This is a genomic window from Arenibacter sp. F26102, from assembly GCF_023015865.1.
Classification (GTDB): Bacteria; Bacteroidota; Bacteroidia; order Flavobacteriales; family Flavobacteriaceae; genus Arenibacter.
Map to the genome: position 1 here is coordinate 50,203 of NZ_JALKBC010000016.1, position 22,266 is coordinate 72,468.

The following is a 22,266-nucleotide window of genomic DNA, read 5'->3' on the forward strand; positions in this document are numbered from 1 at the left end:
TACATTACTAGAATAATCATTTACCAAAAATAGAATTGACCATGAAAAATATAAAACTGCTATTAATTCTAGCATTAACTATTGGGAATACGGCCTGTAAGGACGAACCAAAGTTACCCTTGGAAAATGCAGAAGATTATATTTCCTCCTTTTATTTCATAAGACATGCCGAAAAAGATCGTAGCGATCCGGAAAATATAGATCCAGAATTGAATCAAGATGGATTGGGACGGGCCATCCGTTGGGCAGAGGTATTTGACCCTGTAGCGCTCGATGCCATTTATATCACGGATTTTGAAAGAACCGCAATGACTGCCGCACCTACCTCCATAAAGAAAGAAATTACCCCAAAATATTATGACCCGAAAGCGATTATCATAGAAGAATTTAAAAAAGAGAACCTAGGCAAAGACGTACTTATCGTTGGTCACAGCAATACCACTCCGGAATTTGTAAATCTTATGTTGGGAGAAGAAAAATATGAACACATGGATGATTATGACAACAGTAGTCTTTTTATTGTGCGGATCATAAATGGAAAAGCTACCGACATTAGATTAAAAATGGATTAATCGGACGCCACCACAGAGATATCCTTCAACTCTATTTTTGACAATAGTTTTAATTGACCTCGTCCATAAAGACTATCAACCTCATATATTGTAGCAACTTCCGGGGAAGCTTCAAAGTTCTCATAATCAACAAAACGGATACCCTTTATATAGCGCTCATTGTAAGCCGATCTAAAACGGATTCCACCGCCATCCACATGAAATTCATAAGCCAGGTAATCGGGCTTAAAGGTCACCTTGTTAAACCAATACAAATAAACATCATCATAGTCATCCCCTCCACCTTTCTGATCAAAGGTGACCTTTAGCTTATAGTACTCCTTGCCGTTTAAGGTAACTTCCCCCAACAACTTCTTGTTGACTGCGGGATCATTCAATCCATATGGTAAGTTTGCAAAATAATGTACCGAGTTCACCGAGTTTGCGTACACATTGGCTATCGAATCCTTTAATGGCACCAAACTATCATTAATGAAACGCTTTAATCCATGGGTACTTTTAACATCCAACACCGTTAAAGAATCCGTGAGCTTAATACGCTTTAGGATTCTACTACCCCCATTCCATTCAGAAGCATAGTGAAAATCCCGGAATTTATAAGAAATATCACTAGTTTCATACAATTCCCCGCCACTCGCCAAAATTGACCTATCAACTATATCCTGGGCAGTAATAGCGGTTCCCATTTTTTCCTTACACGAAATAATTAATAAAATCAAAACCAAAGGGTATACTATTCTCATCTCTATAATTTTAAGATTAATCGTAAAGAGGTCCCATTCATTACAAAAAAAACAAACATACATGCGATCACAAACGCAAAATCTCTAAGTAAGCCCTAATTGCCAATCGGATAATTGTTGCTATTTTTGTCAAACATATGCAGAAAAAAATAAATATAAAAAACAAAAGGGCTAGGTTCGATTACGAACTGTTGGACACGTATACCGCGGGCATAGTTTTATCCGGTACCGAAATTAAATCGATTCGGGAGAGTAAGGCTTCCATCTCGGAAAGTTTTTGTGAATTTAATGACCGAGGCGAATTATTTGTCATTAACATGCAGGTAGATGAATATTCTCACGGAACCCATTTTAACCATATGCCGAAAGCCGAGCGAAAACTTTTATTGAACCGTGGTGAGCTTAAAAAACTGGAAAAAGAAGTAAAGAATTCGGGCCTAACCATAATCCCTCTAAACCTTTTCCTAAATGACAGGGGTTTGGCAAAAATAAACATTGCATTGGCAAAGGGTAAAAAACTGTATGATAAACGCGAAAGCATCAAAGACCGTGACAACAAGAAAAACCTGGACAGAATTAAAAAAAGTTTTAATAATTAGTGAATTAACTAATTTTTATCCTCCAACAAAGGCACAAATCTAAAAGACCCTAATTCCTTTTTCTCAAATTCCTTGGCTGACTTCCTTACAAATAAAGTCATTATTTGCTCATCCAACCCCACAGGTATCACCAACCTGCCACCAACCTTAAGTTGCGCCAACAAAGGATTAGGCACAAATGGAGCCCCGGCAGTTACTATGATACTATCAAAGGGAGCCTCTTCTGGCAACCCCTTATAACCATCCCCAAAAATTACTTTCTTGGGCCTGTACCCCATTTTTTTAAAAAAGAGATTCGTCTTTTTAAAAAGCTCCAATTGGCGCTCAATGGTATATACTTTGGCCATAAGTTTTAATAAAACCGCGGTTTGGTACCCACTACCCGTCCCTATTTCCAAGATTTTATGATTTGGCTTTACCTGCAAAAGTTCTGACTGGAAGGCCACTGTATAAGGCTGGGAGATAGTTTGTTCCGCTCCAATTGGAAAAGCTTTATCCTGGTAAGCGTGGTCTTCAAAACTACTATCCAAAAACAGGTGTCTTGGCACAGAGCGGATGGCATTTAGGACGGCATTATCGGCAATTCCCTTTTCTGCAAGAATGTCCGCCAATTTGTTGCGCATTCCGCGATGTTTTAATGTATCTTTCAATTGATTGGTTTTGGTCTGTAAAGTTAAAAAAACGAAAAACTTAAAATGGAAAAATTGGATAAATTACATACTGCAATCTAACTTATTCTACTATCTGCAGGTAATTTAAAACCAGATTTATTTTTAATTTTCCAAACCACAGCTCCAATGACCCTGAATAATTTTTATCAATTTCCTTTAAAATATAGGATCACATAAAAGAAGGTGTATAAATCCTAACTTTTATTTTTTAAGCCCCTAAACTTGCAAACTATCCTTATTTTTGAAGAAAATAAATAAATATGCTTAATGTTGGCGTCCTCGGAGCAGGACATTTAGGGAAAATTCATCTTAGATTACTCAATGAGTCCGAAAAATACAATTTAGTAGGTTTCTACGATCCAGATGTTATCAATGGCAAAAAAGTGGAAGCGGAATTCGGATATACTTTTTACGAAAACATCAATAAACTAATAGATGCCGTTGATGTCATTGACATTGTTACCCCTACCCTTTCCCACTTTGATTGCGCCAAAAAGGCTATGGAAAAAGGGAAACATGTTTTCATTGAGAAACCTATCACCAATACCATAGAAGAAGCTGACGAATTGTTACTGTTGGAGAAAAAATATCAGGTAAAAGGACAGGTCGGCCATGTGGAAAGATTTAATCCAGCTTTTATGGCGGTAAAGGAGAACATTAATAACCCTATGTTCATTGAAACCCATAGGTTGGCAGAATTTAACCCAAGAGGCACAGATGTACCAGTGGTTTTGGATCTAATGATCCATGATATCGACGCCATACTCAGTGTGGTAAAGTCCGATGTTAAACAAATTAACGCCAGTGGCGTATCGGTCATCAGTAATTCCCCGGATATTGCAAATGCCAGAATCGAATTTGAGAATGGTTGTGTAGCCAACCTTACGGCAAGTAGAATTTCCTTGAAAAACATGCGTAAGTCCCGTTTTTTCCAAAAGGACGCATATATCGCCGTGAATTTTCTGGAGAAAAAAGTGGAAGTGGTCAAAATGAAGGACGCCCCTGAAAAACCTGGAGATTTTGATATGATCTTGCAGAATGCCGAAGGTGTAAAAAAACAGATTTATTTTGAAAACCCCGACATAGCTTCAAACAATGCCATTCTTGACGAACTGGAAACCTTTGCCGATGCAATAAACCAAAATACCGTCCCCGTGGTAACCCTGGAACAAGGTACCCGCGCATTAAGGGTTGCCTTGGAAGTCATTAAATCCTTTCAAAAGAAATAGAAGCAAAGTTTAATTGTTATAAAACAAGGAGCGCAAGTAAGCAATAAGGGATAAAATCCTAGGTAAACACACACACCAATGAAAAACATAGCAGTCATAGGAGCCGGAACAATGGGCAATGGTATTGCCCATGTATTTGCCCAAAATGGATACAAAACCAACCTTATAGATATCTCCCAGGATTCTTTGGACAAAGGCTTGGCCACCATAGGCAAAAACCTGGACAGAATGGTAGCCAAGGGGCTTATCACCGAGAATGACAAGAAAGCGACCTTGGAATTCATAACTCCCTATACCAACCTAGCTGATGGGGTCAAAAAAGCCGACCTGGTAATAGAGGCCGCCACAGAAAACACGGCCCTAAAGCTTAAAATTTTCAAAGAATTGGATACCATCTGCGAATCGGGCATTATTTTGGCAACCAACACCTCTTCCATTTCCATAACACAGATAGCAGCTGCCACCAATAGGGCCGATAAGGTAATAGGAATGCATTTTATGAATCCCGTACCCATAATGCAATTGGTAGAAATTATACGAGGTTACAGCACCTCTGATGAGGTGACAAAAATTATAATGGACCTTTCCCTGAACCTTGGAAAAACCCCTACAGAAGTTAATGACTATCCTGGTTTTGTAGCCAATCGCATATTAATGCCAATGATAAATGAAGCCATAGAAACCCTGTACAATAAGGTTGCCGGAGTTGCTGAAATAGATACGGTCATGAAATTGGGTATGGCACACCCAATGGGTCCCTTACAACTGGCAGATTTTATTGGTTTGGATGTTTGCCTGTCCATCCTAAATGTAATGTATGACGGATTTAAAAATCCTAAATATGCTCCTTGCCCCTTATTGGTGAATATGGTAACGGCAGGAAAATTAGGTGTTAAATCCGGAGAAGGATTTTATGATTATTCCCAATCCCGAAAAGCCGAAACGGTTTCAAAACAGTTTAACTAGCAGTTAATTGAGCCCCTATATTTAAATTATAAGTTTTACCGCTTAAAATGCCATACTAAAGGTTTAAGCCAAAAAAATAAGTGAATGTCCATTAAAGCTAATTTAAAGAAAATCAAGGAATCGATTCCGCCCCACGTTAAACTGGTAGCGGTTTCCAAAACCAAACCTGCATCGGACATTATGGAGGCCTATGACGCAGGACAAAGGATTTTTGGTGAAAATAAAATTCAGGAAATGACGCAGAAATGGGAGATTCTTCCAAAAGATATCCAATGGCATATGATCGGTCATATTCAGCGCAATAAAGTTAAGTATATGGCCGAGTATGTATCCCTGATCCATGGGGTGGACAGCCTAAAGCTGCTGAAGGAAATAAATAAACAGGCCAAAAAGCACCAACGCATCATTCCCTGCCTGCTACAAATTCACATCGCTGAGGAAGACACCAAATTTGGTTTTGACGAGAAAGAATTAAATGAAATAATTACCGCAAATGACATTCAACAACTAGCTAACATAAAGATAGTTGGATTAATGGGAATGGCTACATTTACCGATGACATCCCGCAAATCAGAAAAGAATTTAAACAGCTTAAAAGTTTGTTTGAAAAAACTAAACCCGTACTCCCGGATCTATCAGAAATATCTATGGGAATGAGTGGCGATTACGAGATTGCCATTGTGGAAGGGAGTACCATGATACGAGTAGGAAGCAGCATTTTTGGAGCCAGAAATTAGCCGCTAAACTTGCTATTTCTTTGACAACAGAATATGTATCTTTGTTTACCAATCCGAATTAGAAATAATACATGTACGTCATATTAGATATTGAAACCACAGGAGGTAAATACAATGAAGAGGGGATTACCGAAATTGCTATCCACAGGTTTGACGGGCATAAAGTGGTGGATCAATTTATTAGCTTGGTAAACCCGGAAAAAGACATTCAGCCATTTGTAGTCAATCTTACGGGCATTAACAATAATATGCTACGTACAGCTCCGAAATTTTATGAAGTAGCCAAGCGCATAGTCGAAATTACGGAAGATGCCGTAATTGTAGCCCATAACGCGCAGTTCGACTACCGCATATTGCGTACTGAATTCAGGCGGTTGGGATTTAATTTTGAACGCAAGACCCTCTGTACCGTTGAACTCTCCAAGCAATTACTACCGGATGCCGAATCCTATAGTCTTGGCAAATTGGTTCGTTCCTTGGGGATCCCCGTAAGTGACCGCCATAGGGCCAATGGGGATGCATTGGCCACTTTACAGCTATTTAAACTATTACTTTTAAAAGACTTGGATAAAACCATTGTTAAAAGTGTTTTAAGAAGTGAGACCCAAGGCGAACTGTCGCCCAGGCAACTTGATATGGTAGACGAATTACCTTCAGAAACAGGAGTCTATTATTTACACAATAAGGATGGAGATATTATTTTGTTGGGCAAAAGCAGCAACATAAAAAAAAGGGTCAATCAGCATTTTACCAATAATAGTCCAAAGGCCAGAAAAATTCAAAAAGAGACTAAACGGGTTTCTTACGAAAAGACAGGCAATGAATTGGCTGCACTATTAAAGGAAAATGCAGAATTATTACGAAACAAGCCCAAATACAATTCCTATTACAAAAGAAGGCTTTTTTCCCATGGAATATACCAATCCGTTGACGGGAATGGATATATTGCACTGACGGCAGAGACCATTGACCCAAAAAAAAGACCGGTAGCCACTTTTAACAGCCTTCAAGGTGCCGAGAATTTTCTACATAAGATTAGGGAGGAATTTCAGTTGTGTAATAAAATAAATAGGCTCTCGCAGGCAAAAATGCACTGTTCCCATTACGAGGACAACAGTTGCCTAGGAGGCTGCATTAAAAAAGAACCTACAGAAGCCTATAATGAAAGAGCACGGCAGGCTATTGAAAAATACAGTTTTTCAAAAAAGAGCATTTTGATCATGGACAAGGGCAGGGAAATTGGCGAACGTTGTGGAATAGAAATTAAAGATGGTGTTTTTAAAGGTCTTGGATATTTTAATTTAAACCATCAGATAAATAATATTCATATCTTGGAATCCATAATAACACCTATGGAAGGAAATGAAAACACGACCCACATCATTTCTTCCTATCTAAGAAAAAAAAAGGTCTTAAAAATTCTAGAACTAAAACACTAAACTTTGAAAGTCAATAAAAGTTGGAGACATAAGATTCACGAAGTAATTTACGGGACCCATACTCCCGCTGGAAAATTTTTCGACATCATATTACTTGTAGTGATCGTCTATAGTGTTGTAATCGTAATGCTCGAGAGCATCCCTTCCTTCGATGAAAAGCACCATAGATTTTTAAACTATTCGGAATGGACGGTCACAATACTTTTTTCCATTGAGTACATTTTAAGAATAATTTCCATTAACCGGCCCAAAAAGTATATTTTCAGTTTCTTTGGTATTGTTGATCTACTATCCACTATTCCCAAATACCTTTCCCTATTTCTGATTGGTTCGCAATACCTTACGGCATTTCGTATTTTAAGACTTTTAAGGGTTTTTAGAATATTAAAGTTGGTGCGCTTTGTGGGGGAATCCAACAATCTGGTCAGGGCATTGCATGCCAGCAGGACTAAAATATTCGTTTTTGTTTTCTTTATCATTATCATATCCGTTTTATTGGGAACGGTGATGTATATCGTTGAAGGGCCCACCCACGGCTTCACCAGTATACCCCACAGCGTTTATTGGACCATTGTTACCCTGACCACTGTTGGATATGGCGATATCTCCCCTGAAACCCCCCTGGGACAATTTCTCGCAACAGTAATCATGATTATTGGTTACGGGGTAATAGCAGTGCCCACTGGCATCGTTTCTGCTGAATATGCTTCAGGATTATCTAAAAAGGCCAACGAAAACCCCGGTAGGGCCTGTCCGGATTGTGGCACGGAGATTATGCGCATAGACGCCCATTACTGCAGGGAATGCGGGCACAGATTAAGTGAAGATTAATGAAGGAAAAAATTCTTATTACCGTTGTTGGACCAACTGCAATCGGGAAAACATCCTTAGCCATTGCCATCGCCAAACATTATAATACCGAGATCATTTCCGCCGATTCACGTCAGTTTTACCAAGAAATGTCTATTGGGACCGCGGTACCATCCCCAGAAGAATTAGCTGCCGTCCCACATCATTTTATTCAACACAAAAGTATATTGGACGAATATACCGTTGGGGATTTTGAACGGGAGGCAATAACCAAAATGGAAGCACTCTTCACACAACACGATATAGTTGTAATGGTAGGTGGTAGCGGATTATATGTTGATGCCATTAAATACGGCCTGGATAATTTCCCCACAATAGAGCCGGAAGTGCGTGAAAAGTTAAACAGTACTTTGATAAATGAAGGTATTTTAAGCTTGCAGGAGAAGCTTAAATCTTTGGACCTGGAATATTACAACAAAGTGGACCTAAACAATCCACATAGGCTAATTAGAGCTCTGGAAGTGTGTATTGGTTCCGGCCTCCCCTACAGCTCTTTCCTGAACCAAAAAAAAGTGGATAGAAATTTTAACGTAATAACCATTGGCATAACCGCAGAAAGGAAGACAATCTACGACCGAATAAACCAAAGAGTAGATATAATGTTGGAACAAGGATTGTTGGAAGAGGTAAGATCCCTAAAGGAACAACAGGACCTAAATGCATTACAAACCGTAGGCTATAGGGAGTTATTTAGTTATTTTGACGGAGAATTTGATTTGGATACCGCTATTGCCGAAATAAAGAAAAACACCAGAAGGTTTGCAAAAAGGCAATTAACTTGGTTGCGGAAAAAAGAGGATATCCTGTGGGTCGACTATAAATACGACCTGAAAGAACTTCTAATAAAAGTTGAACATGAAAGAAATAGGAAATGAAGGACGGTAAAAAAAATATTCTTTTTGTAATTGGGGTTTCCGGAACCGGTAAATCCACCATCGGGAAGTTACTTGCAGAAAAATTAAACCTAGCTTTTTATGATGGGGACGATTATCACTCGGAATCCAATATAAAAAAAATGGCCAATAAAAATCCCCTGACCGACGAGGACCGATATCACTGGCTGCTAACGCTGAACCAATTGGCTATAGACAACAAAAAGAAAGGAGCCGTTATTGTCTGTTCCGCCTTAAAGGAATCCTATAGAAAATTACTGGAAAGCAAAATTGAAGACAAGGTAATATGGATCTCCTTGGAAGGTTCTTTTGAATTGTTATTGGACCGATTACAAAAACGGAAGGGCCACTTTATGCCAGCCGATTTACTTCGTTCCCAACTGGATACCTTTGAATCTCCTACCAAGGCCATAAAAATATCCATTGAACCCAGTCCCGAAGAAATTATAGATACAATATTAAGGGAATATACCAGAACTATATAAAATTTAACTCTAGGGCGCCCCTAAGCACACTTAAATAAGTACACCCAATGGTATGGGTGTATAGCCAAAACCCCGCCTTATTGGCTGGGATCGTTCTTCTGTCGCATTTCCATGAACCTACGGCTTTTGAAATGCAGGACTCACGAATAAAAAACACCAAGGTTTCCCTTGGTGTTTTCAAAATATTTATATTATCCCGGATTATTCGGTTTTAATCACCAATCTAAACCCTTCCCCGTGGATATTTAAGATCTCCACATTTTCATCTCTTTTAAGGTATTTACGCAATTTTGCAATATATACGTCCATACTTCTAGAGGTAAAATAATTATCATCCCTCCAAATTTTGGTCAAAGCTAATTCCCTTGGCATTAAATCGTTCTCATGCAAGGCCAAAAGCCTAAGAAGCTCATTTTCCTTAGGGGACAATTTAATAGCCTCTTCGTCCTTATATTTCAGGAAGCGTAGCTTGGAATTCAATTGAAAACCACCAATGGTAAATTCAAATTGCTTACTATCCGCAAGGGAACTGGAAGACTTCCTTTGAATTATAGCCTTAAGTTTCATCAGTAAGACTTCAGAATCAAAAGGTTTATTCAAATAATCGTCCGCGCCGGCCTTATATCCTTTAAGAACATCTTCTTTCATAGTCTTGGCGGTAAGAAAAACGATTGGTACGTTTTCGTTCTTTTCCCTGATTTCCTTTGCAAGGGTAAATCCATCCTTGTAAGGCATCATAACATCCAAGATACAGACGTCAAAATTGTCTTTCTTAAATTTTTCAAATCCTTCCATTCCATTTTTTGCCAACGTAACGTCAAAATCGTTCATTGCCAAGTAATCTTTAAGTACAATCCCAAAATTGGGATCATCCTCTACAAGTAATATTTTCTTATCTGCTGTTTCCATTATTATTTTAAATTAAAGGCAGTTTTATATAGAAAGTGCTTCCTTTACCTTTTTCACTTTCTGCATAAACCTCACCTTGGTGATCATCAACTATTTTTTTAACGTAAGCGAGCCCTAAACCATGCCCCTTAACATTGTGTATATCCCCTGTGTGTTCTCTATAGAACTTTTCAAAAACCTTTTTAAGCACCACTTTGCTCATTCCAGCACCCTGATCCTGAATTTTAATAATGATATAATTACCTACCACTTCAGTAAAGACATCGATCTTTGGCACCTCTGGCGAATATTTCACCGCATTGTCCAATATATTCACTATAACATTGGTAAAATGCATCTCATTGGCCAATACCTCCGAACGTTCCGCTTTTAGATGGGGCTTTATATATCCTCCTCTATCCGCAACAATTAACTCTACATGAGTAATGGCATCCTCTATTATGTCGTGTACATCTGCCCTATCCTTACTTATGTCCAGCTGATTTTTTTCCAACTTCGATATTCGTAACACATTTTCCACCTGCGCATGCATTCTTTTATTTTCATCCCGGATCATTTGCAAGTAGCGCAGCACCTTCTCCTTGTCATCTATAATCTTAGGATTTTTTATAGCTTCCACGGCTAAATTTATCGTTGCAATCGGAGTTTTAAACTCATGCGTCATATTATTTATGAAGTCCGATTTTATCTCTGAAATCTGCTTTTGTCTTATCAACTGATAAATGGCACTGGAATATGCCACTACAATTACCAAGGTAAATGTTAACGACAAAATTGCCATTCCAAGAATAGATTGAATTAGGAACCTTTTCTTTTTAGGAAAAGTGAGCAATAAGGAAAAATTGGTATTCCCCTCACTATCCTTAAATAATGGTGCCTTATAAAGGGTTGTTTCTGTAAACTTGAATTTTTTGGATTTAACTTTTGTAGGCAGTCCTTTGCTATAGACTCCATATTCGTAGTCTATATCTATACCCCTATTTTTTAGTTCCCTGCCAAGGAACAATTCTATTTCCTGTTTGGATACACGTTTGTGGATAGACCTGGATTTTGCCTGTTCCCTAAAAACATCATCCAATGCAGCTTTATCAACAGATGAAAGACCTCCAATTTTCTCGAGCTTTTGGACCGGTGTCAAGGAATATTGCCTCCCATCCAGACCAAAATCTTCTTTATAAATTTCGGTTTTTCTAGTACTGGTAATATTTCTAAAGGTTGTTGTATCCAAGCCTATATCAAAGAACGTAGATGCCATATTGTAATCCTCCTCCAAAATACCGTGTGTATAAAACCGTATTTCATTGGAATTGATATCGCGATCAAAAAAAAAGAAATTCTTAAGATGTGTAGCCTTTGGCTTACCAATACTATCCTTTAGCTTGTAAAACTCATTAAGATAATCCTGCACTTCCCGTTTTTCAATATTCTCTACAACCCTACTTAAAATTTGGTTGACGGTATTTGAAAACTGTTCCTCCTTGTCCTCTACTGACTTATTTATCCAATAGCTCTGAACAAAGATGATCCCAATTAGGGAAAGGCTCATTAAGACTACCAAAAGACCAAATAACCTCTTATTCATTTATTAACAAAATTATAAATTTAACATTTAGCGGATTGTACGTTTAACCTAACCTTAACACAAATGTTAAAATTTGGTTCTTAAGCACTTATTTTAAGAAGTTTACGGTGAATCTCAGCCACTTCTCTTTCTGTATTTTCAAGGCTAATATTTTCAATTACGAAATCTGAAAGCTTCTCCTTTTGACTATCGGGCCATTGATGATTTATGCGTTCCTTTACCTTGAGAGCATCAACTCCATCCCTATCAACCACCCTTTGTATTCTAATATCGGGCGGGGCAGTCACTAAAACTATCTTATCGTAGAAGTCGTTGTTCCCATTTTCAAAAATAATGGCGGCTTCCTGTATTACATATGGTGCATCCTGTTGTTTTGCCCAACTTATAAAATGCCTTCTTACAGCGGGATGCACAATGGCATTCAATTCCTGTAATAATTTTTTATCATTGAAGACAGCTTTTGCTATATATTCCCTGTTAAGCTCACCATCCAAATAACTCAGCTTGCCCAACAAAGCTTCAATGTTTTTTTTAATCTCTTTAGAACTTGACATTAATTTCTTGGCCTCAATATCAGAATTATATATTGGCACCCCCAATTTCTGGAACATTTTCCCTACCGTAGATTTTCCACTACCAATTCCTCCAGTCAACCCTACGATCATCATTGCCTCTTAAGTATAAATTCCACTTTATTCTCCCTTAACTGCACCACATTTAGACTATCCGGCTTTTTTGCCAATTTCAATTCCAAGATATTTTCGCTTTTATCCTTTAGGCTCGAATAGTCGGCAATAACTACAAAGTCCGTAACCGCCAATTCCTTAATGGCACTGGATCGCCCTCTACAAAGAACAGAGGCCATTTCCGGAAATGTCCTAATCTCTACACCTTCAGGCACGTTGACAACCTCGACCGGAACCGGGAAAACCTTTTCGGAAAATCTAAATATTTTAGCCGATATGGTAACGCTTCGATCAGAGTACTTTGTATTCTTCAATTGACCCGGAAGATCAAGTTTTAATCTCTTGGAAACATCAGTGGTCGTATGCGGCAAGACCAAAGCTTGTGTAGATATACCCCTCAAAGTATCTATTTCTTTTTTAGGCCCTATTACAGTAATGGAGTCGGGAAGCAAGGTATAGGTTTTATCCATTAAATAATTTTGATCCAAATCAATGGTCACTATAGGTATTACAGGCACCTTCTTTCTATAAAGTTTTTGAAAATTGAAAAATAAGGTATCCCTATCCATATCCACAACCGTGATAAATTTGGAGAGTTGATTCTCTATCTGACTTCTGTATGTTGATGGAGAAACAAAATACTTGGACCCTCTCCTTTCAAGTTCGGATAAGTTTACAACAACTGTTTTATTTTTAAAACCAAACATTAAAAACTGAAAACCACTTGCCCTAAGCCTAACCTTGATGTTCCTTTTTGAAACACTATTTAACAATAAGCTATCAGGGGTGCTACCGTAATAGATATCAAAGGTGGCATTGTTGGTATATTGCTCACCCAAATTGCTTACAAACCAAGCAAGACTGGAACACAATAGAAAGACCAGAAACAGCTTAACCTTTCTTTTATTAAGTCCTTTTTTTATTCTATCTATCAATATTACAATGTTTTAAAGAAAAGCTTAGGGAATAACTCCTCAGGTTTCTTATTGCTAATCGCTATAAGAATTGAATTTTTCAAGAATCCAAAACCATATCCCACAAATTGGATGACAACCGCAATCAAGGATAGAAAAGCGACCTTAATATTTTTGTTGACCATCAGGGAATGTACAAAAAGCAAACCAAAGTAAAAGGCATAAACAGCCATTGGCCATAAAATCCCCAATAGCATCAATACCGTTGCCCCAATCAGTCCCAAGCAGAACAAGGTAGGAAACCAATAGGTGATTTTTGCTGTTCCTGGGTGCCAATAATTCAATATAGGCCTTACCATGCCAAATTTTTTGACCTGTATATAAAATTTGTTCCAATCTATCCTACGTTTATGGTAGACATAGGCATCTTCAATCAATTTTGTTTCAAAACCGGCTTCCCAAATCCTAAAAGTAAGATCCGGGTCTTCGCCAGGATGAATATTCCCATACCCTTGTGTTTTCACAAAAGCCTCTTTTGATATCCCCATATTAAAACTCCTAGGCTGAAACTTTCCTATAGCCGCCCTATTACCCCTTATTCCACCAGTGGTAAACACGGAAGTCATGGCATAATTAATAGCCTTTTGCACATTGGTAAAGGTATGGTGAGCTGCATCGGGTCCCCCATAACAATCCATATAATTATTGGTCAAAGATTTTTCCACAACCGATAAATATTGCGAAGGAATAATGCAATCGGAATCCAGCACAATAAAATAATTACCTTTGGCACGGTTCATTCCATAATTACGTGAATCCCCTGGCCCGGAGTTGTTCTTCTTTAAATAAGTGATCAACAATTTATCTTTAAACTTTTCAACAATACGCTCCGAACTTTCCGTAGAACCGTCCTCCACTATGACCACCTCAAAAGATTTATCGTAATCCTGAATTGAAAGGCTTTCCAGCAATTCATAAATCTCATTGGGTCTGTTATAAACGGGTACTATAAAAGAAAAGAATAAATCCATTATCGTTTGTTGTAAAATAAGGAGGTAGAACAATAGTATTGGTTTGCTTACTTCATAGCAGCAATAATTCCATTTAAATTAAAACTGCGAAAACCCATTAGCCAAAACAAACATTAAAGTGTACTACCCCTTAAAAGGCAGCTTTTGAATAATAAGGCATTATTCCGAAAACCGGTCTATTATCTCCTGGCTTACCCCGGTATTGGAAAAACCACCATCATGAAACAAATTTTGCATGGTAACCTTTCTTGTAAAATCCGAAAACAGGGTAACGGTATAATCCGCACAATCCTGAGCGGTTGCATTTCCCAAAGGCGACATCTTATCTGCATAGGAAATAAAGTTATCAAAACCTTTAACTCCCTGTCCCGCGGTGGTAGGTGTTGGGGATTGGGAAATGGTATTCACCCTCACCTTCTTCTCCTTACCAAAAAAGTATCCAAAACTACGGGCCACCGATTCCAAATAGGCTTTATTGTCTGCCATATCATTATAATCCGGAAAGGTGCGTTGTGCTGCCATATAGGTCAAAGCTACAATACTACCCCACTCGTTCATAGCATCTGCCTTGTAAAGACTTTGCATTACTTTGTGAAAAGAAAGCGCAGATACATCCCAGCCTTTCGTCGTAAAATCATATTTCTCATCCACATAGGCCCTGCCTTTACGTACGTTGACAGACATTCCTATGGCGTGCAATACAAAATCTATTTTCCCACCAAGAATTTCCATAGATTTTGATACCAGATTATCCAAGTCCTCTTCGCTAGTGGCATCAGCTGGAACAATCTCCGAACCCGTCTTTTTGGCAAGCTCATCAATTTGCCCCATACGCATTGCTATAGGTGCATTGGTAAGAACAAAGGTACCGCCTTCGGCATGTATGGTTTCTGCAGTTTTCCATGCAATTGAATTAGCATCCAGTGCTCCAAAAATAATTCCCTTCTTTCCTTTTAATAAATTAAACGACATAGTCTAGTTTCTTTGTGAATTTTAGATCGTCAAAGATATTAAAAATTAGTGGGTAGACCGCAGAAAGAAGTTGGTAGAAAATATAGAAACCTTGTTATTGAAGCTTCATACCATAAGGGGTATAGCCACAAAGGTATTAATGTTCTTGCACATTAAAACACCTGTAAATTTCACTAAACGGAATTGGAGAATTCCCTGTTTAATAAAGTAAAGGTTAATCCAATAACTGCCTGGCATGGGCCAAAGCGGAATCGGATAGGGTTTTACCCCCAAGCATTTCTGCCAGCTCCACAATTCGTTCTTCCGCGTTAAGTTTTTTCATTTTAGTATTGGTCCCCATTAATTCCTCTTCCTTGTAGACCTTAAAATGATGCACCCCCTTGGCTGCAACCTGCGGTAAATGGGTAATTGAAAATATCTGCATGGTATTGCTCATAGCCTGCATAATGTCTCCCATCTTATTGGATATCTCTCCAGAAACACCAGTATCTATTTCATCGAACATCATTGTGGGCAGTTGTTCATATTTTGCCAAAATAGCCTTGATGGTCAACATAATCCTGGACAATTCACCACCCGAAGCCACTTTTTTCAGATCACCATAGGAAGAACCTTTGTTCGCAGAAAACAAAAAAATTAGATCGTCATTGCCTGTCGGTTTAAATTCCTTGGAAGGATTTATTTCTATTTTAAAGGTAGCACTGGCCATCCCTAGGTCGATCAAGGTATCTTCCAGTTGTTTTTTCAAATTGGGAATAACCGACTTTCTTTTCTTACTTAAACCGGAAGCTTTAGTACTCAAATCAACCTCTAAAGCCTTCAATTCCTTCCTTTTACGGTCAATATCCACGCCCACATTCTCAGTAGCACTTACCTTTTCATCCAGCTTATTCCTTATCTCCAGCAATTCCGTAATACTCTGTACCTTATGTTTCTTTTGAAGGTCATATAGCAATTGCAACTTGGTATTTACCTGCTCCAACATTTGTGGATCGGCCTCTACCTTTTCGTTAAGTAGGTTGAGTTCATTGGAGATATCATCCATCTCAATAAACACTGATTTAATGCGCTCATTTATATCGGAATACTGATGGCCAAAACCAGCCAGTTTATTTGAAACCTGTTTCAACTCCGCAAGAAGGTTCACTACCCCTATTTGCTCCTCGTTTAACAACTGTTGCCCACGTGACAATTGCTCCAAAATAATCTCAACATTGTTCAGCTGCTCATAGTGCTCCTCCAATTCTTCCAATATCCCCTCTTTTAAGGGTGCCGAAATTAATTCTTGCAACAAAAAGCTGTTATACTCGTGCTCCTTTGTAGCGCTTTTCTGAAAATCTTCTAGATTTTGTAATTCCCTTAATGTAGATTGATATAACAACAACTTGGACCCATACTCCTTTAGACCTTTTCCATTATCGGCCAAGGCATCTATCACTTTCAGTTGAAAATCATTATCTGCAAGGCGTAAAGTTTGATGCTGCGAATGCACGTCTATCAGTTGATCCCCCAATTGGGAAAGGATGTCCAAGGTTACGGGAGAATCATTGATAAAGGCCCTAGATTTACCACTAGGTAAAATCTCCCTTCTTATTATGGTCTTTTTTTCATAATCCAGATCATTCTCATCGAAAAAAACTTCCAGACCATATTTTGAAATTTCAAATTCTGCCTCCACAATGCATTTATTATCCTTCTCCCTCAGGGAGGAAAGATCTGCCCTTTTACCCAGAACCAGTGATAATCCACCCAATAAAATGGATTTACCGGCACCTGTTTCACCGGTTATTACTGTAAAACCATTGGTGAACTTAACGTTCAAATGGTCTATTAAAGCGTAATTTTTTATGGAGAGATTTGTCAGCAATGTTTATGTTCTAATATTGCCGTAAAGATAATTTATATTGCCTTGGAAAAAAATGTGGGATAAAAAATTTCTCAACACCAATTCCCTAATGACCAAGAGTAGACCAAAACATTGGCTTGAAGGAACCCTATTAAAATTTTATTTCATTCCAAGTGGAAGAATAAAGAGGAGCTATTTTATTCAAGGTCTGCTTTAGTTGTACAATATCCACTTTAGGACCATCGGAAAATACATTTTGTATTTCTTCTGACTTTGCATCAAAGAAAGTTTGAATTAAAAAAGCATTGGGATGTCTGCCCACCATGGTTTCGAACAAACGCATGGTACCAGCAACAACCTGCTTCCCTGTACTATTATTATCTGCCAACACATCCAATCCCTTTCTATGGTAATTATACATGGCTATTCTATATTCCCTGTAGGAGTTGGACATAAGGTTGTCTACCAACTCAAATCTACTTCTGTCCCCAGATGTTTGTGCCCATCCCGAAAAACCTGCACTTTGAGCCAAAGTAACCACCTGCTGCGCTTTTTTATAGAAGTCACTTCCGCCTTCTAAAGAAAACGTATCGGCATCCAATCCCAAGATTATATAAGAGTAGAAAGCCAATACCCCTACTAGATTGGAATCTATATTGTTTTCATTGAAAACCAAAGGCTGAAACTCAATGTAATTAAAACTCAACTGATTGTCCTTATAATTAAATATTGGACTTATATAGGAAGTATTAAAAACCGGTCTTGAAGATTGGATCTGAATATTCCCTTTAAACCTGTTGGATTCATACTCGGTTATGGTAATAAACATTTGGGCATTTACCCTTTCATTTTCCTTATAAACTCTATTGGACCATCTATTCTTATTGACGAAATCGTTCAAGGAACGCTCCAAGGTCTTGAAAATTTGCTGATTGGTCTGTCCTACCTGATCCGAATTTATGGTAACAGCACAATTTAATTCCTGGGCTTCGACGGATATGGAAGCTAGAGTACAAATTATGATTAAAAATAGATTACGCATGGATCCTGTTAGTGATTTCATTTAAAATATCCAAGGCTACCTCTGCCTTGGTTTTTAACTCAAACGTTTTTATATCCAAATTCTTATCTATGAACGATACTTTATTGGTGATCTTTCCAAAACCCGCACCTTTATCGTTCAGGGAATTTAAAACAATGGCGTCCAAATTTTTCCTTTTTAATTTTCCTATGGCGTTTTCCACTTCATTCTCCGTTTCCAAGGCAAATCCCACCAAAAACTGATTCTTCTTCATTTCTCCCAAAGAAAATAGGATATCCTTGTTTTTAACCAAGCTAATACTAAACTCTTCAGAAGTTTTCTTAATTTTCTGTACTGCCACGGTTTTTGGTTTGTAATCCGCTACGGCTGCCGCACAAATAACCACATCCATATCTTTGTACAGAGAAGTGGTTTCCTTATACATTTCATCGGCAGAAGTTACTTTAACAAGTTGAATGCTCGAATGCTGAACGCTCAAATGCGAAGGGCCTGAAACCAAGTATACCATAGCCCCAAGTTTAGCGGCATTTCTTGCCAATTCGTACCCCATTAATCCCGTGGAATGATTGCCTATAAACCTAACTGGATCAATGGCTTCATATGTGGGCCCGGCAGTAATCAATACCTTTTTACCTCTTAGCGGCAGTCCTTTGCCAAGGTGATCATTGAGAAAATCAACTATATCTTCGGGTTCGGCCATACGGCCTTCACCAATCAATCCACTGGCCAGCTCGCCGGAAGTTGCTGGAATCATAATATTTCCAAAGGATAATAGCTTTTTAAAAGTCGCTGTTGTGGACGGATGTTTAAACATATCCAAATCCATTGCTGGAGCAAAGTAAACAGGGCACTTCGCAGATAAATATGTTGCCATCAATAAATTATCGCAAGTACCATTGGCCATTTTGGACAAGGTATTGGCCGTTGCAGGAGCAATCAGGACAATATCTGCCCATAGTCCCAATTCTACATGATTGTTCCAGGAAACACTGCCATCTTCCTCATTTACAAACGAAGAAAGCACCGCGTTTTTGGACAGGGTGGCCAAGGTTAAGGGGGTAACAAAAGAGCTGGCGCTATCCGTTAAAACAACTTTAACGTTAGCGCCAGCTTTTATAAGTAAACGGACCAAAAAGGTAGTTTTATATGCAGCTATACCCCCAGTAATTCCTAAAAGTATATTCTTACCGCTCAACATCCTTTAAGCGTCTTTCTCTGTATTCCTGTGATAAATTTTATCATCTAACCACTCCTTTACTGCCAATGCGTGTGGTTTAGGCAATTTTTCGTAGAATTTAGAAACCTCGATCTGTTCTTTGTTTTCAAAAACTTCCTCCAGACTATCACTATAGGTTGCAAATTCCTCCAACTTCTCCAAAAGCTCTTTTTTAATTTCAGAATTTATCTGAACAGCTCTTTTGGCAGCTATGGATATAGCCTCATAGATATTCCCAGTTTTGGCATCAAAATCATTTTTATTGATAGTTACCGTGGAAACAGGAGCTTTCGAGTTTTTTAAATCGTTCATATTCATATCAAAAAGGTATTTTTATTTGGAATAAACTTCTAATTCTTTTTCAACTTTTTCCAAAGTCTTGGTGGCATCCTTAAGATACTTGGACTCCGGAAAAGATTTTTTGAAAGCCTGATAAGCGGCCTTAGCATCGTTCAATCGTTCTTTTTTAAGGTAATCGAAACTATTCATCGCCAAATTTGTAGATGCATCAAATTTATAATAAAGAGCATCTTCACGATAAACAGAACCTGGATTATCAGATATAAAATTATCAAAAGCGGTCACCGCTGGAGTTAAAAATGTATAATCAAATTCTCCTATGGTATTGAACTGCTTAGCTATCTCATAGGATTTGCGCTCCTTCTTTGTCGTCAATTCCTTTGCCATTATATTGGCCTCTACCAGGAATTCCGATTCTGGATATGCATTGATGAAATTTTGCAATTTTATCAAGGCCTTATCGGTATCTGTTTGATCTAAAGAATATTTCGGCGATAATTTGTAGTAACTTTTTGCACCATAAAATCCTGCTTCTACGGCTTTATCACTTTTCGGGTATGACTTTAAAAACCTTTCAAACTGGTAGCCGGCCATGTTATAGTCCTTAGTTTGAAAATAAGAATCCGCAAGAAAGAACATAACTCGTTCCCCTTGTGGCTTACCTATATACTTTGGGGCAATCTGTTCCAATAAACGGTTTGCCCTTTTAAAATCACCTGCATCATAAAACTTTTCAGCCAAATCATATTTGGCCTTAACATCTTCATTTTTAAGCACCTTTTGGTACTCACTACAAGAGCTAAGGAAGGCAACCAATAATAAAAAGGAAAATAAACGCTTCATTTTTAAAAACATTTTGCAAAATTAAGGATTCTAAACGGATATAAAAAACATTTTTATATCGCTAAAATAGCCCGCAGCTTTACTACTGACAACATTTTTGTGCAAGTTTTAACTTTGTGGGCATAAAATCCTAAAGCAAGTTGACTGTATTTTACTACGCAGTCGTCTTGAGCAAGGTATTTAAAAAGCTCTTAATAGTTTTTTTAAGAGTTCCCGTAGCCTCTACCAATGGCAATCTAACAACCGCAGTACCTAAACCTACAGCCTCCAATAATGCCTTTATACCAGCAGGATTTCCCTCTTTAAAAATTAGATCCATACCATCCTGAAGGGCGTAATGCAAGTTAAAGGCTTCCTTAACCTTACCAGCCAATCCAAAACGTATCATTTGGGAGAATTCTGATGGTACTCCCTGCCCCAAGACGGATATTACCCCTGAACCACCGGCCAAAACCGTGGAAAGAGCAGTAAAATCATCACCGGATATCACCATAAAGTCTGCAGGCTTACCCTTAATGGTGCGCATTATCTGAACCATATCGCCGCAAGCCTCCTTAATGCCAATAATATTATTAAAATCGTTGGCCAACCTCAAAACGGTTTCAGGAAGCATGTTGCTCCCAGTTCTTCCCGGCACGTTGTACAATATTATTGGCTTGGACGACACCAAGGAAATAGCTTTGAAATGTTGATAAATACCCTCTTGGGTCGGTCTGTTATAATAAGGCGAGACCGATAAAATTGCTACGAAATCGTTCAAATCGGTTTCTTGAAGCTCTTCCACTACAGCTGCCGTGTTATTGCCCCCTACTCCCAATACCAATGGAAGCCTTCCATCATTGGCATCAACAATGGTATTTATTACAAGTTGCTTTTCTTTTTTTGTTAGTACAACAGACTCACCAGTGGTACCTAAAACCACCAAATAATCTATTCCACCATCCACACAATAATTTACGATTTTTGTCAATGCAATCGTATCTATAGAAAAATCCTCCTTAAAAGGAGTCACCAAAGCAACACCTGTGCCAACTAACTGTTCCATTACTTAATCTCATTTAAAACCCTTAAATATTTCCGCAATTCCTTTTTAAAGGTTTGGAAATCCTTAATTGGGGTATTCAATATCAAATCATTTAAATTTTTGTCCACATTACCAAAGCCCACCTTTAATCTTGCCCTGGTCTTTAAAGTCATTAATTGTAATAATAATTTTTCATCCGTATAATAATTTACCAATAAATCATATTCCCTGTTTAAAAACTCGAGGGCATAACTGTTTTCAATATTTGCCTTCCATCCCAAATCCTTATCCGAAAAAACCGGCGTGGAATAGGGAGAATTTTTATCATAATATTTCTTGTACCCAATTATTTTTACCGAATTTGGCCTTAAAGAAAATTCATCCACAAATTCATAAAAGGCATTGGCATTTTCAAACTCATCCAAATCCACAATACAACCTATAGAACTTATACCTTTTTCTCGATGTACCACCTCCGAAGGGGTATTCAATCCCCGCTGTAAAAACTTTTTACCGGCCCTAAATTTAATTTTTTCCTTAAGCGCTTTTAAAAACATGTATTTTTACATTTTCAAGAATGTAAATGTAAATATTATCAACACAATATTTACACGAAGGTAAGAAGTATATGAGTTTAAAAAACAAACATTTTGTTATAATTGTAACATGTGTAATCTTCCTCGCGTGCAAGGAATC

24 protein-coding genes are annotated in these 22,266 nt (G+C 38.0%); 9 read left to right on the top strand and 15 right to left on the bottom strand.

The window, feature by feature from the left end; all coding sequences use genetic code 11:
* Positions 1 to 41 precede the first annotated feature (41 nt).
* Positions 42 to 572 carry a phosphoglycerate mutase family protein gene (locus MWU78_RS18765; RefSeq protein ID WP_247000659.1) on the top strand — a complete coding sequence of 177 codons (531 nt, stop codon included), beginning with the start codon at positions 42 to 44 and terminating at the stop codon, positions 570 to 572.
* On the opposite strand, the gene MWU78_RS18770 is transcribed toward MWU78_RS18765, so the two are convergent.
* A complete protein-coding gene (locus MWU78_RS18770; protein WP_247000661.1) occupies positions 569 to 1,315 on the bottom strand; it encodes a DUF6503 family protein in 747 nt (248 codons plus the stop codon). The genes MWU78_RS18765 and MWU78_RS18770 overlap by 4 nt on opposite strands.
* A 137-nt stretch (positions 1,316 to 1,452) precedes the next feature.
* Here MWU78_RS18770 and smpB point away from each other — a divergent pair, with 137 nt between their 5' ends.
* Positions 1,453 to 1,914 (top strand): SsrA-binding protein SmpB, encoded by a 462-nt coding sequence (smpB, locus tag MWU78_RS18775; RefSeq protein WP_247000663.1) that lies wholly within the window; start codon positions 1,453 to 1,455, stop codon positions 1,912 to 1,914.
* A gap of 8 nt (positions 1,915 to 1,922) precedes the next feature.
* On the opposite strand, the gene MWU78_RS18780 is transcribed toward smpB, so the two are convergent.
* Complete coding sequence (locus tag MWU78_RS18780) at positions 1,923 to 2,564, bottom strand: protein-L-isoaspartate(D-aspartate) O-methyltransferase (protein ID WP_247000665.1); 642 nt, start codon at positions 2,562 to 2,564, stop codon at positions 1,923 to 1,925.
* A 281-nt stretch (positions 2,565 to 2,845) separates the two neighbouring features.
* Here MWU78_RS18780 and MWU78_RS18785 point away from each other — a divergent pair, with 281 nt between their 5' ends.
* From MWU78_RS18785 to MWU78_RS18815, 7 genes are all read left to right on the top strand, one after another.
* The gene (locus tag MWU78_RS18785; RefSeq protein WP_247000667.1) at positions 2,846 to 3,814 is read left to right on the top strand and encodes a Gfo/Idh/MocA family oxidoreductase; all 969 of its coding nucleotides are present in this window, start codon (positions 2,846 to 2,848) and stop codon (positions 3,812 to 3,814) included.
* Positions 3,815 to 3,892: 78 nt separating this feature from the next.
* The gene (locus tag MWU78_RS18790) at positions 3,893 to 4,780 is read left to right on the top strand and encodes a 3-hydroxybutyryl-CoA dehydrogenase (RefSeq protein WP_247000669.1); all 888 of its coding nucleotides are present in this window, start codon (positions 3,893 to 3,895) and stop codon (positions 4,778 to 4,780) included.
* An 84-nt stretch (positions 4,781 to 4,864) separates the two neighbouring features.
* On the top strand, positions 4,865 to 5,518 hold the full coding sequence (locus MWU78_RS18795) for a YggS family pyridoxal phosphate-dependent enzyme (RefSeq protein WP_247000671.1): 654 nt from the start codon (positions 4,865 to 4,867) through the stop codon (positions 5,516 to 5,518).
* A gap of 71 nt (positions 5,519 to 5,589) precedes the next feature.
* Positions 5,590 to 6,957 carry an exonuclease domain-containing protein gene (locus tag MWU78_RS18800; RefSeq protein WP_247000673.1) on the top strand — a complete coding sequence of 456 codons (1,368 nt, stop codon included), beginning with the start codon at positions 5,590 to 5,592 and terminating at the stop codon, positions 6,955 to 6,957.
* Between the two features lie 3 nt (positions 6,958 to 6,960).
* On the top strand, positions 6,961 to 7,788 hold the full coding sequence (locus tag MWU78_RS18805) for an ion transporter (RefSeq protein WP_247000675.1): 828 nt from the start codon (positions 6,961 to 6,963) through the stop codon (positions 7,786 to 7,788).
* The gene (gene miaA / locus MWU78_RS18810) at positions 7,788 to 8,702 is read left to right on the top strand and encodes a tRNA (adenosine(37)-N6)-dimethylallyltransferase MiaA (RefSeq protein WP_247000677.1); all 915 of its coding nucleotides are present in this window, start codon (positions 7,788 to 7,790) and stop codon (positions 8,700 to 8,702) included. The genes MWU78_RS18805 and miaA overlap by 1 nt, the downstream gene beginning before the upstream one ends.
* Positions 8,699 to 9,205: a gluconokinase gene (locus MWU78_RS18815; RefSeq protein ID WP_247000679.1), complete on the top strand. Its 507-nt coding sequence runs from the start codon at positions 8,699 to 8,701 to the stop codon at positions 9,203 to 9,205. Before miaA ends, MWU78_RS18815 begins: the two co-directional genes overlap by 4 nt.
* Positions 9,206 to 9,406: 201 nt before the next feature.
* On the opposite strand, the gene MWU78_RS18820 is transcribed toward MWU78_RS18815, so the two are convergent.
* The 13 genes from MWU78_RS18820 to MWU78_RS18880 all read right to left on the bottom strand — a co-directional run bounded on the left by MWU78_RS18820 (position 9,407) and on the right by MWU78_RS18880 (position 22,127).
* Positions 9,407 to 10,114, bottom strand: a complete 708-nt coding sequence (locus MWU78_RS18820) for a response regulator transcription factor (RefSeq protein WP_247000681.1) — start codon at positions 10,112 to 10,114, stop codon at positions 9,407 to 9,409.
* A gap of 7 nt (positions 10,115 to 10,121) precedes the next feature.
* Positions 10,122 to 11,696: a HAMP domain-containing sensor histidine kinase gene (locus tag MWU78_RS18825; protein WP_247000683.1), complete on the bottom strand. Its 1,575-nt coding sequence runs from the start codon at positions 11,694 to 11,696 to the stop codon at positions 10,122 to 10,124.
* 80 nt (positions 11,697 to 11,776) lie between these two features.
* Positions 11,777 to 12,364 carry a dephospho-CoA kinase gene (coaE, locus tag MWU78_RS18830; protein WP_247000685.1) on the bottom strand — a complete coding sequence of 196 codons (588 nt, stop codon included), beginning with the start codon at positions 12,362 to 12,364 and terminating at the stop codon, positions 11,777 to 11,779.
* Positions 12,361 to 13,317: a YbbR-like domain-containing protein gene (locus tag MWU78_RS18835; protein WP_247000687.1), complete on the bottom strand. Its 957-nt coding sequence runs from the start codon at positions 13,315 to 13,317 to the stop codon at positions 12,361 to 12,363. Before MWU78_RS18835 ends, coaE begins: the two co-directional genes overlap by 4 nt.
* Before the next feature lie 2 nt (positions 13,318 to 13,319).
* Positions 13,320 to 14,327: a glycosyltransferase gene (locus MWU78_RS18840; RefSeq protein ID WP_247000689.1), complete on the bottom strand. Its 1,008-nt coding sequence runs from the start codon at positions 14,325 to 14,327 to the stop codon at positions 13,320 to 13,322.
* Positions 14,328 to 14,486: 159 nt separating this feature from the next.
* Positions 14,487 to 15,299, bottom strand: coding sequence for an SDR family oxidoreductase (locus MWU78_RS18845; protein ID WP_247000690.1), 813 nt, complete (start codon positions 15,297 to 15,299; stop codon positions 14,487 to 14,489).
* A gap of 214 nt (positions 15,300 to 15,513) precedes the next feature.
* Positions 15,514 to 17,166, bottom strand: coding sequence for a DNA repair protein RecN (gene recN, locus MWU78_RS18850; protein ID WP_247000692.1), 1,653 nt, complete (start codon positions 17,164 to 17,166; stop codon positions 15,514 to 15,516).
* Positions 17,167 to 17,296: 130 nt separating this feature from the next.
* The gene (locus MWU78_RS18855; RefSeq protein WP_247000777.1) at positions 17,297 to 18,187 is read right to left on the bottom strand and encodes a DUF4835 family protein; all 891 of its coding nucleotides are present in this window, start codon (positions 18,185 to 18,187) and stop codon (positions 17,297 to 17,299) included.
* Entirely contained in the window at positions 18,180 to 19,385 is a 1,206-nt protein-coding gene (coaBC, locus tag MWU78_RS18860; protein WP_247000694.1) for a bifunctional phosphopantothenoylcysteine decarboxylase/phosphopantothenate--cysteine ligase CoaBC, read from the bottom strand. Before coaBC ends, MWU78_RS18855 begins: the two co-directional genes overlap by 8 nt.
* A 3-nt stretch (positions 19,386 to 19,388) precedes the next feature.
* Positions 19,389 to 19,721 (bottom strand): DNA-directed RNA polymerase subunit omega, encoded by a 333-nt coding sequence (locus tag MWU78_RS18865; protein WP_031444521.1) that lies wholly within the window; start codon positions 19,719 to 19,721, stop codon positions 19,389 to 19,391.
* Between the two features lie 15 nt (positions 19,722 to 19,736).
* Positions 19,737 to 20,558 (bottom strand): outer membrane protein assembly factor BamD, encoded by an 822-nt coding sequence (bamD, locus tag MWU78_RS18870; protein ID WP_247000696.1) that lies wholly within the window; start codon positions 20,556 to 20,558, stop codon positions 19,737 to 19,739.
* Between the two features lie 142 nt (positions 20,559 to 20,700).
* A complete protein-coding gene (gene dapA, locus MWU78_RS18875; protein WP_247000698.1) occupies positions 20,701 to 21,591 on the bottom strand; it encodes a 4-hydroxy-tetrahydrodipicolinate synthase in 891 nt (296 codons plus the stop codon).
* Entirely contained in the window at positions 21,591 to 22,127 is a 537-nt protein-coding gene (locus MWU78_RS18880; protein ID WP_247000700.1) for a hypothetical protein, read from the bottom strand. Before MWU78_RS18880 ends, dapA begins: the two co-directional genes overlap by 1 nt.
* Positions 22,128 to 22,266 lie beyond the last annotated feature (139 nt).

Coding starts and splice junctions, on each gene's coding strand:
- dapA (WP_247000698.1), bottom strand. CDS start 21,591: ATGGAACAGTTAGTTGGCACAGGTGTTGCTTTGGTGACTCCTTTTAAG.
- MWU78_RS18825 (WP_247000683.1), bottom strand. CDS start 11,696: ATGAATAAGAGGTTATTTGGTCTTTTGGTAGTCTTAATGAGCCTTTCC.
- MWU78_RS18785 (WP_247000667.1), top strand. CDS start 2,846: ATGCTTAATGTTGGCGTCCTCGGAGCAGGACATTTAGGGAAAATTCAT.
- coaBC (WP_247000694.1), bottom strand. CDS start 19,385: ATGTTGAGCGGTAAGAATATACTTTTAGGAATTACTGGGGGTATAGCT.
- MWU78_RS18865 (WP_031444521.1), bottom strand. CDS start 19,721: ATGAATATGAACGATTTAAAAAACTCGAAAGCTCCTGTTTCCACGGTA.
- miaA (WP_247000677.1), top strand. CDS start 7,788: ATGAAGGAAAAAATTCTTATTACCGTTGTTGGACCAACTGCAATCGGG.
- MWU78_RS18795 (WP_247000671.1), top strand. CDS start 4,865: ATGTCCATTAAAGCTAATTTAAAGAAAATCAAGGAATCGATTCCGCCC.
- MWU78_RS18790 (WP_247000669.1), top strand. CDS start 3,893: ATGAAAAACATAGCAGTCATAGGAGCCGGAACAATGGGCAATGGTATT.
- bamD (WP_247000696.1), bottom strand. CDS start 20,558: ATGTTTTTAAAAATGAAGCGTTTATTTTCCTTTTTATTATTGGTTGCC.
- coaE (WP_247000685.1), bottom strand. CDS start 12,364: ATGATGATCGTAGGGTTGACTGGAGGAATTGGTAGTGGAAAATCTACG.
- MWU78_RS18800 (WP_247000673.1), top strand. CDS start 5,590: ATGTACGTCATATTAGATATTGAAACCACAGGAGGTAAATACAATGAA.
- MWU78_RS18855 (WP_247000777.1), bottom strand. CDS start 18,187: ATGCGTAATCTATTTTTAATCATAATTTGTACTCTAGCTTCCATATCC.
- MWU78_RS18765 (WP_247000659.1), top strand. CDS start 42: ATGAAAAATATAAAACTGCTATTAATTCTAGCATTAACTATTGGGAAT.
- MWU78_RS18880 (WP_247000700.1), bottom strand. CDS start 22,127: ATGTTTTTAAAAGCGCTTAAGGAAAAAATTAAATTTAGGGCCGGTAAA.
- MWU78_RS18820 (WP_247000681.1), bottom strand. CDS start 10,114: ATGGAAACAGCAGATAAGAAAATATTACTTGTAGAGGATGATCCCAAT.
- smpB (WP_247000663.1), top strand. CDS start 1,453: ATGCAGAAAAAAATAAATATAAAAAACAAAAGGGCTAGGTTCGATTAC.
- MWU78_RS18815 (WP_247000679.1), top strand. CDS start 8,699: ATGAAGGACGGTAAAAAAAATATTCTTTTTGTAATTGGGGTTTCCGGA.
- MWU78_RS18845 (WP_247000690.1), bottom strand. CDS start 15,299: ATGTCGTTTAATTTATTAAAAGGAAAGAAGGGAATTATTTTTGGAGCA.
- MWU78_RS18840 (WP_247000689.1), bottom strand. CDS start 14,327: ATGGATTTATTCTTTTCTTTTATAGTACCCGTTTATAACAGACCCAAT.
- MWU78_RS18770 (WP_247000661.1), bottom strand. CDS start 1,315: ATGAGAATAGTATACCCTTTGGTTTTGATTTTATTAATTATTTCGTGT.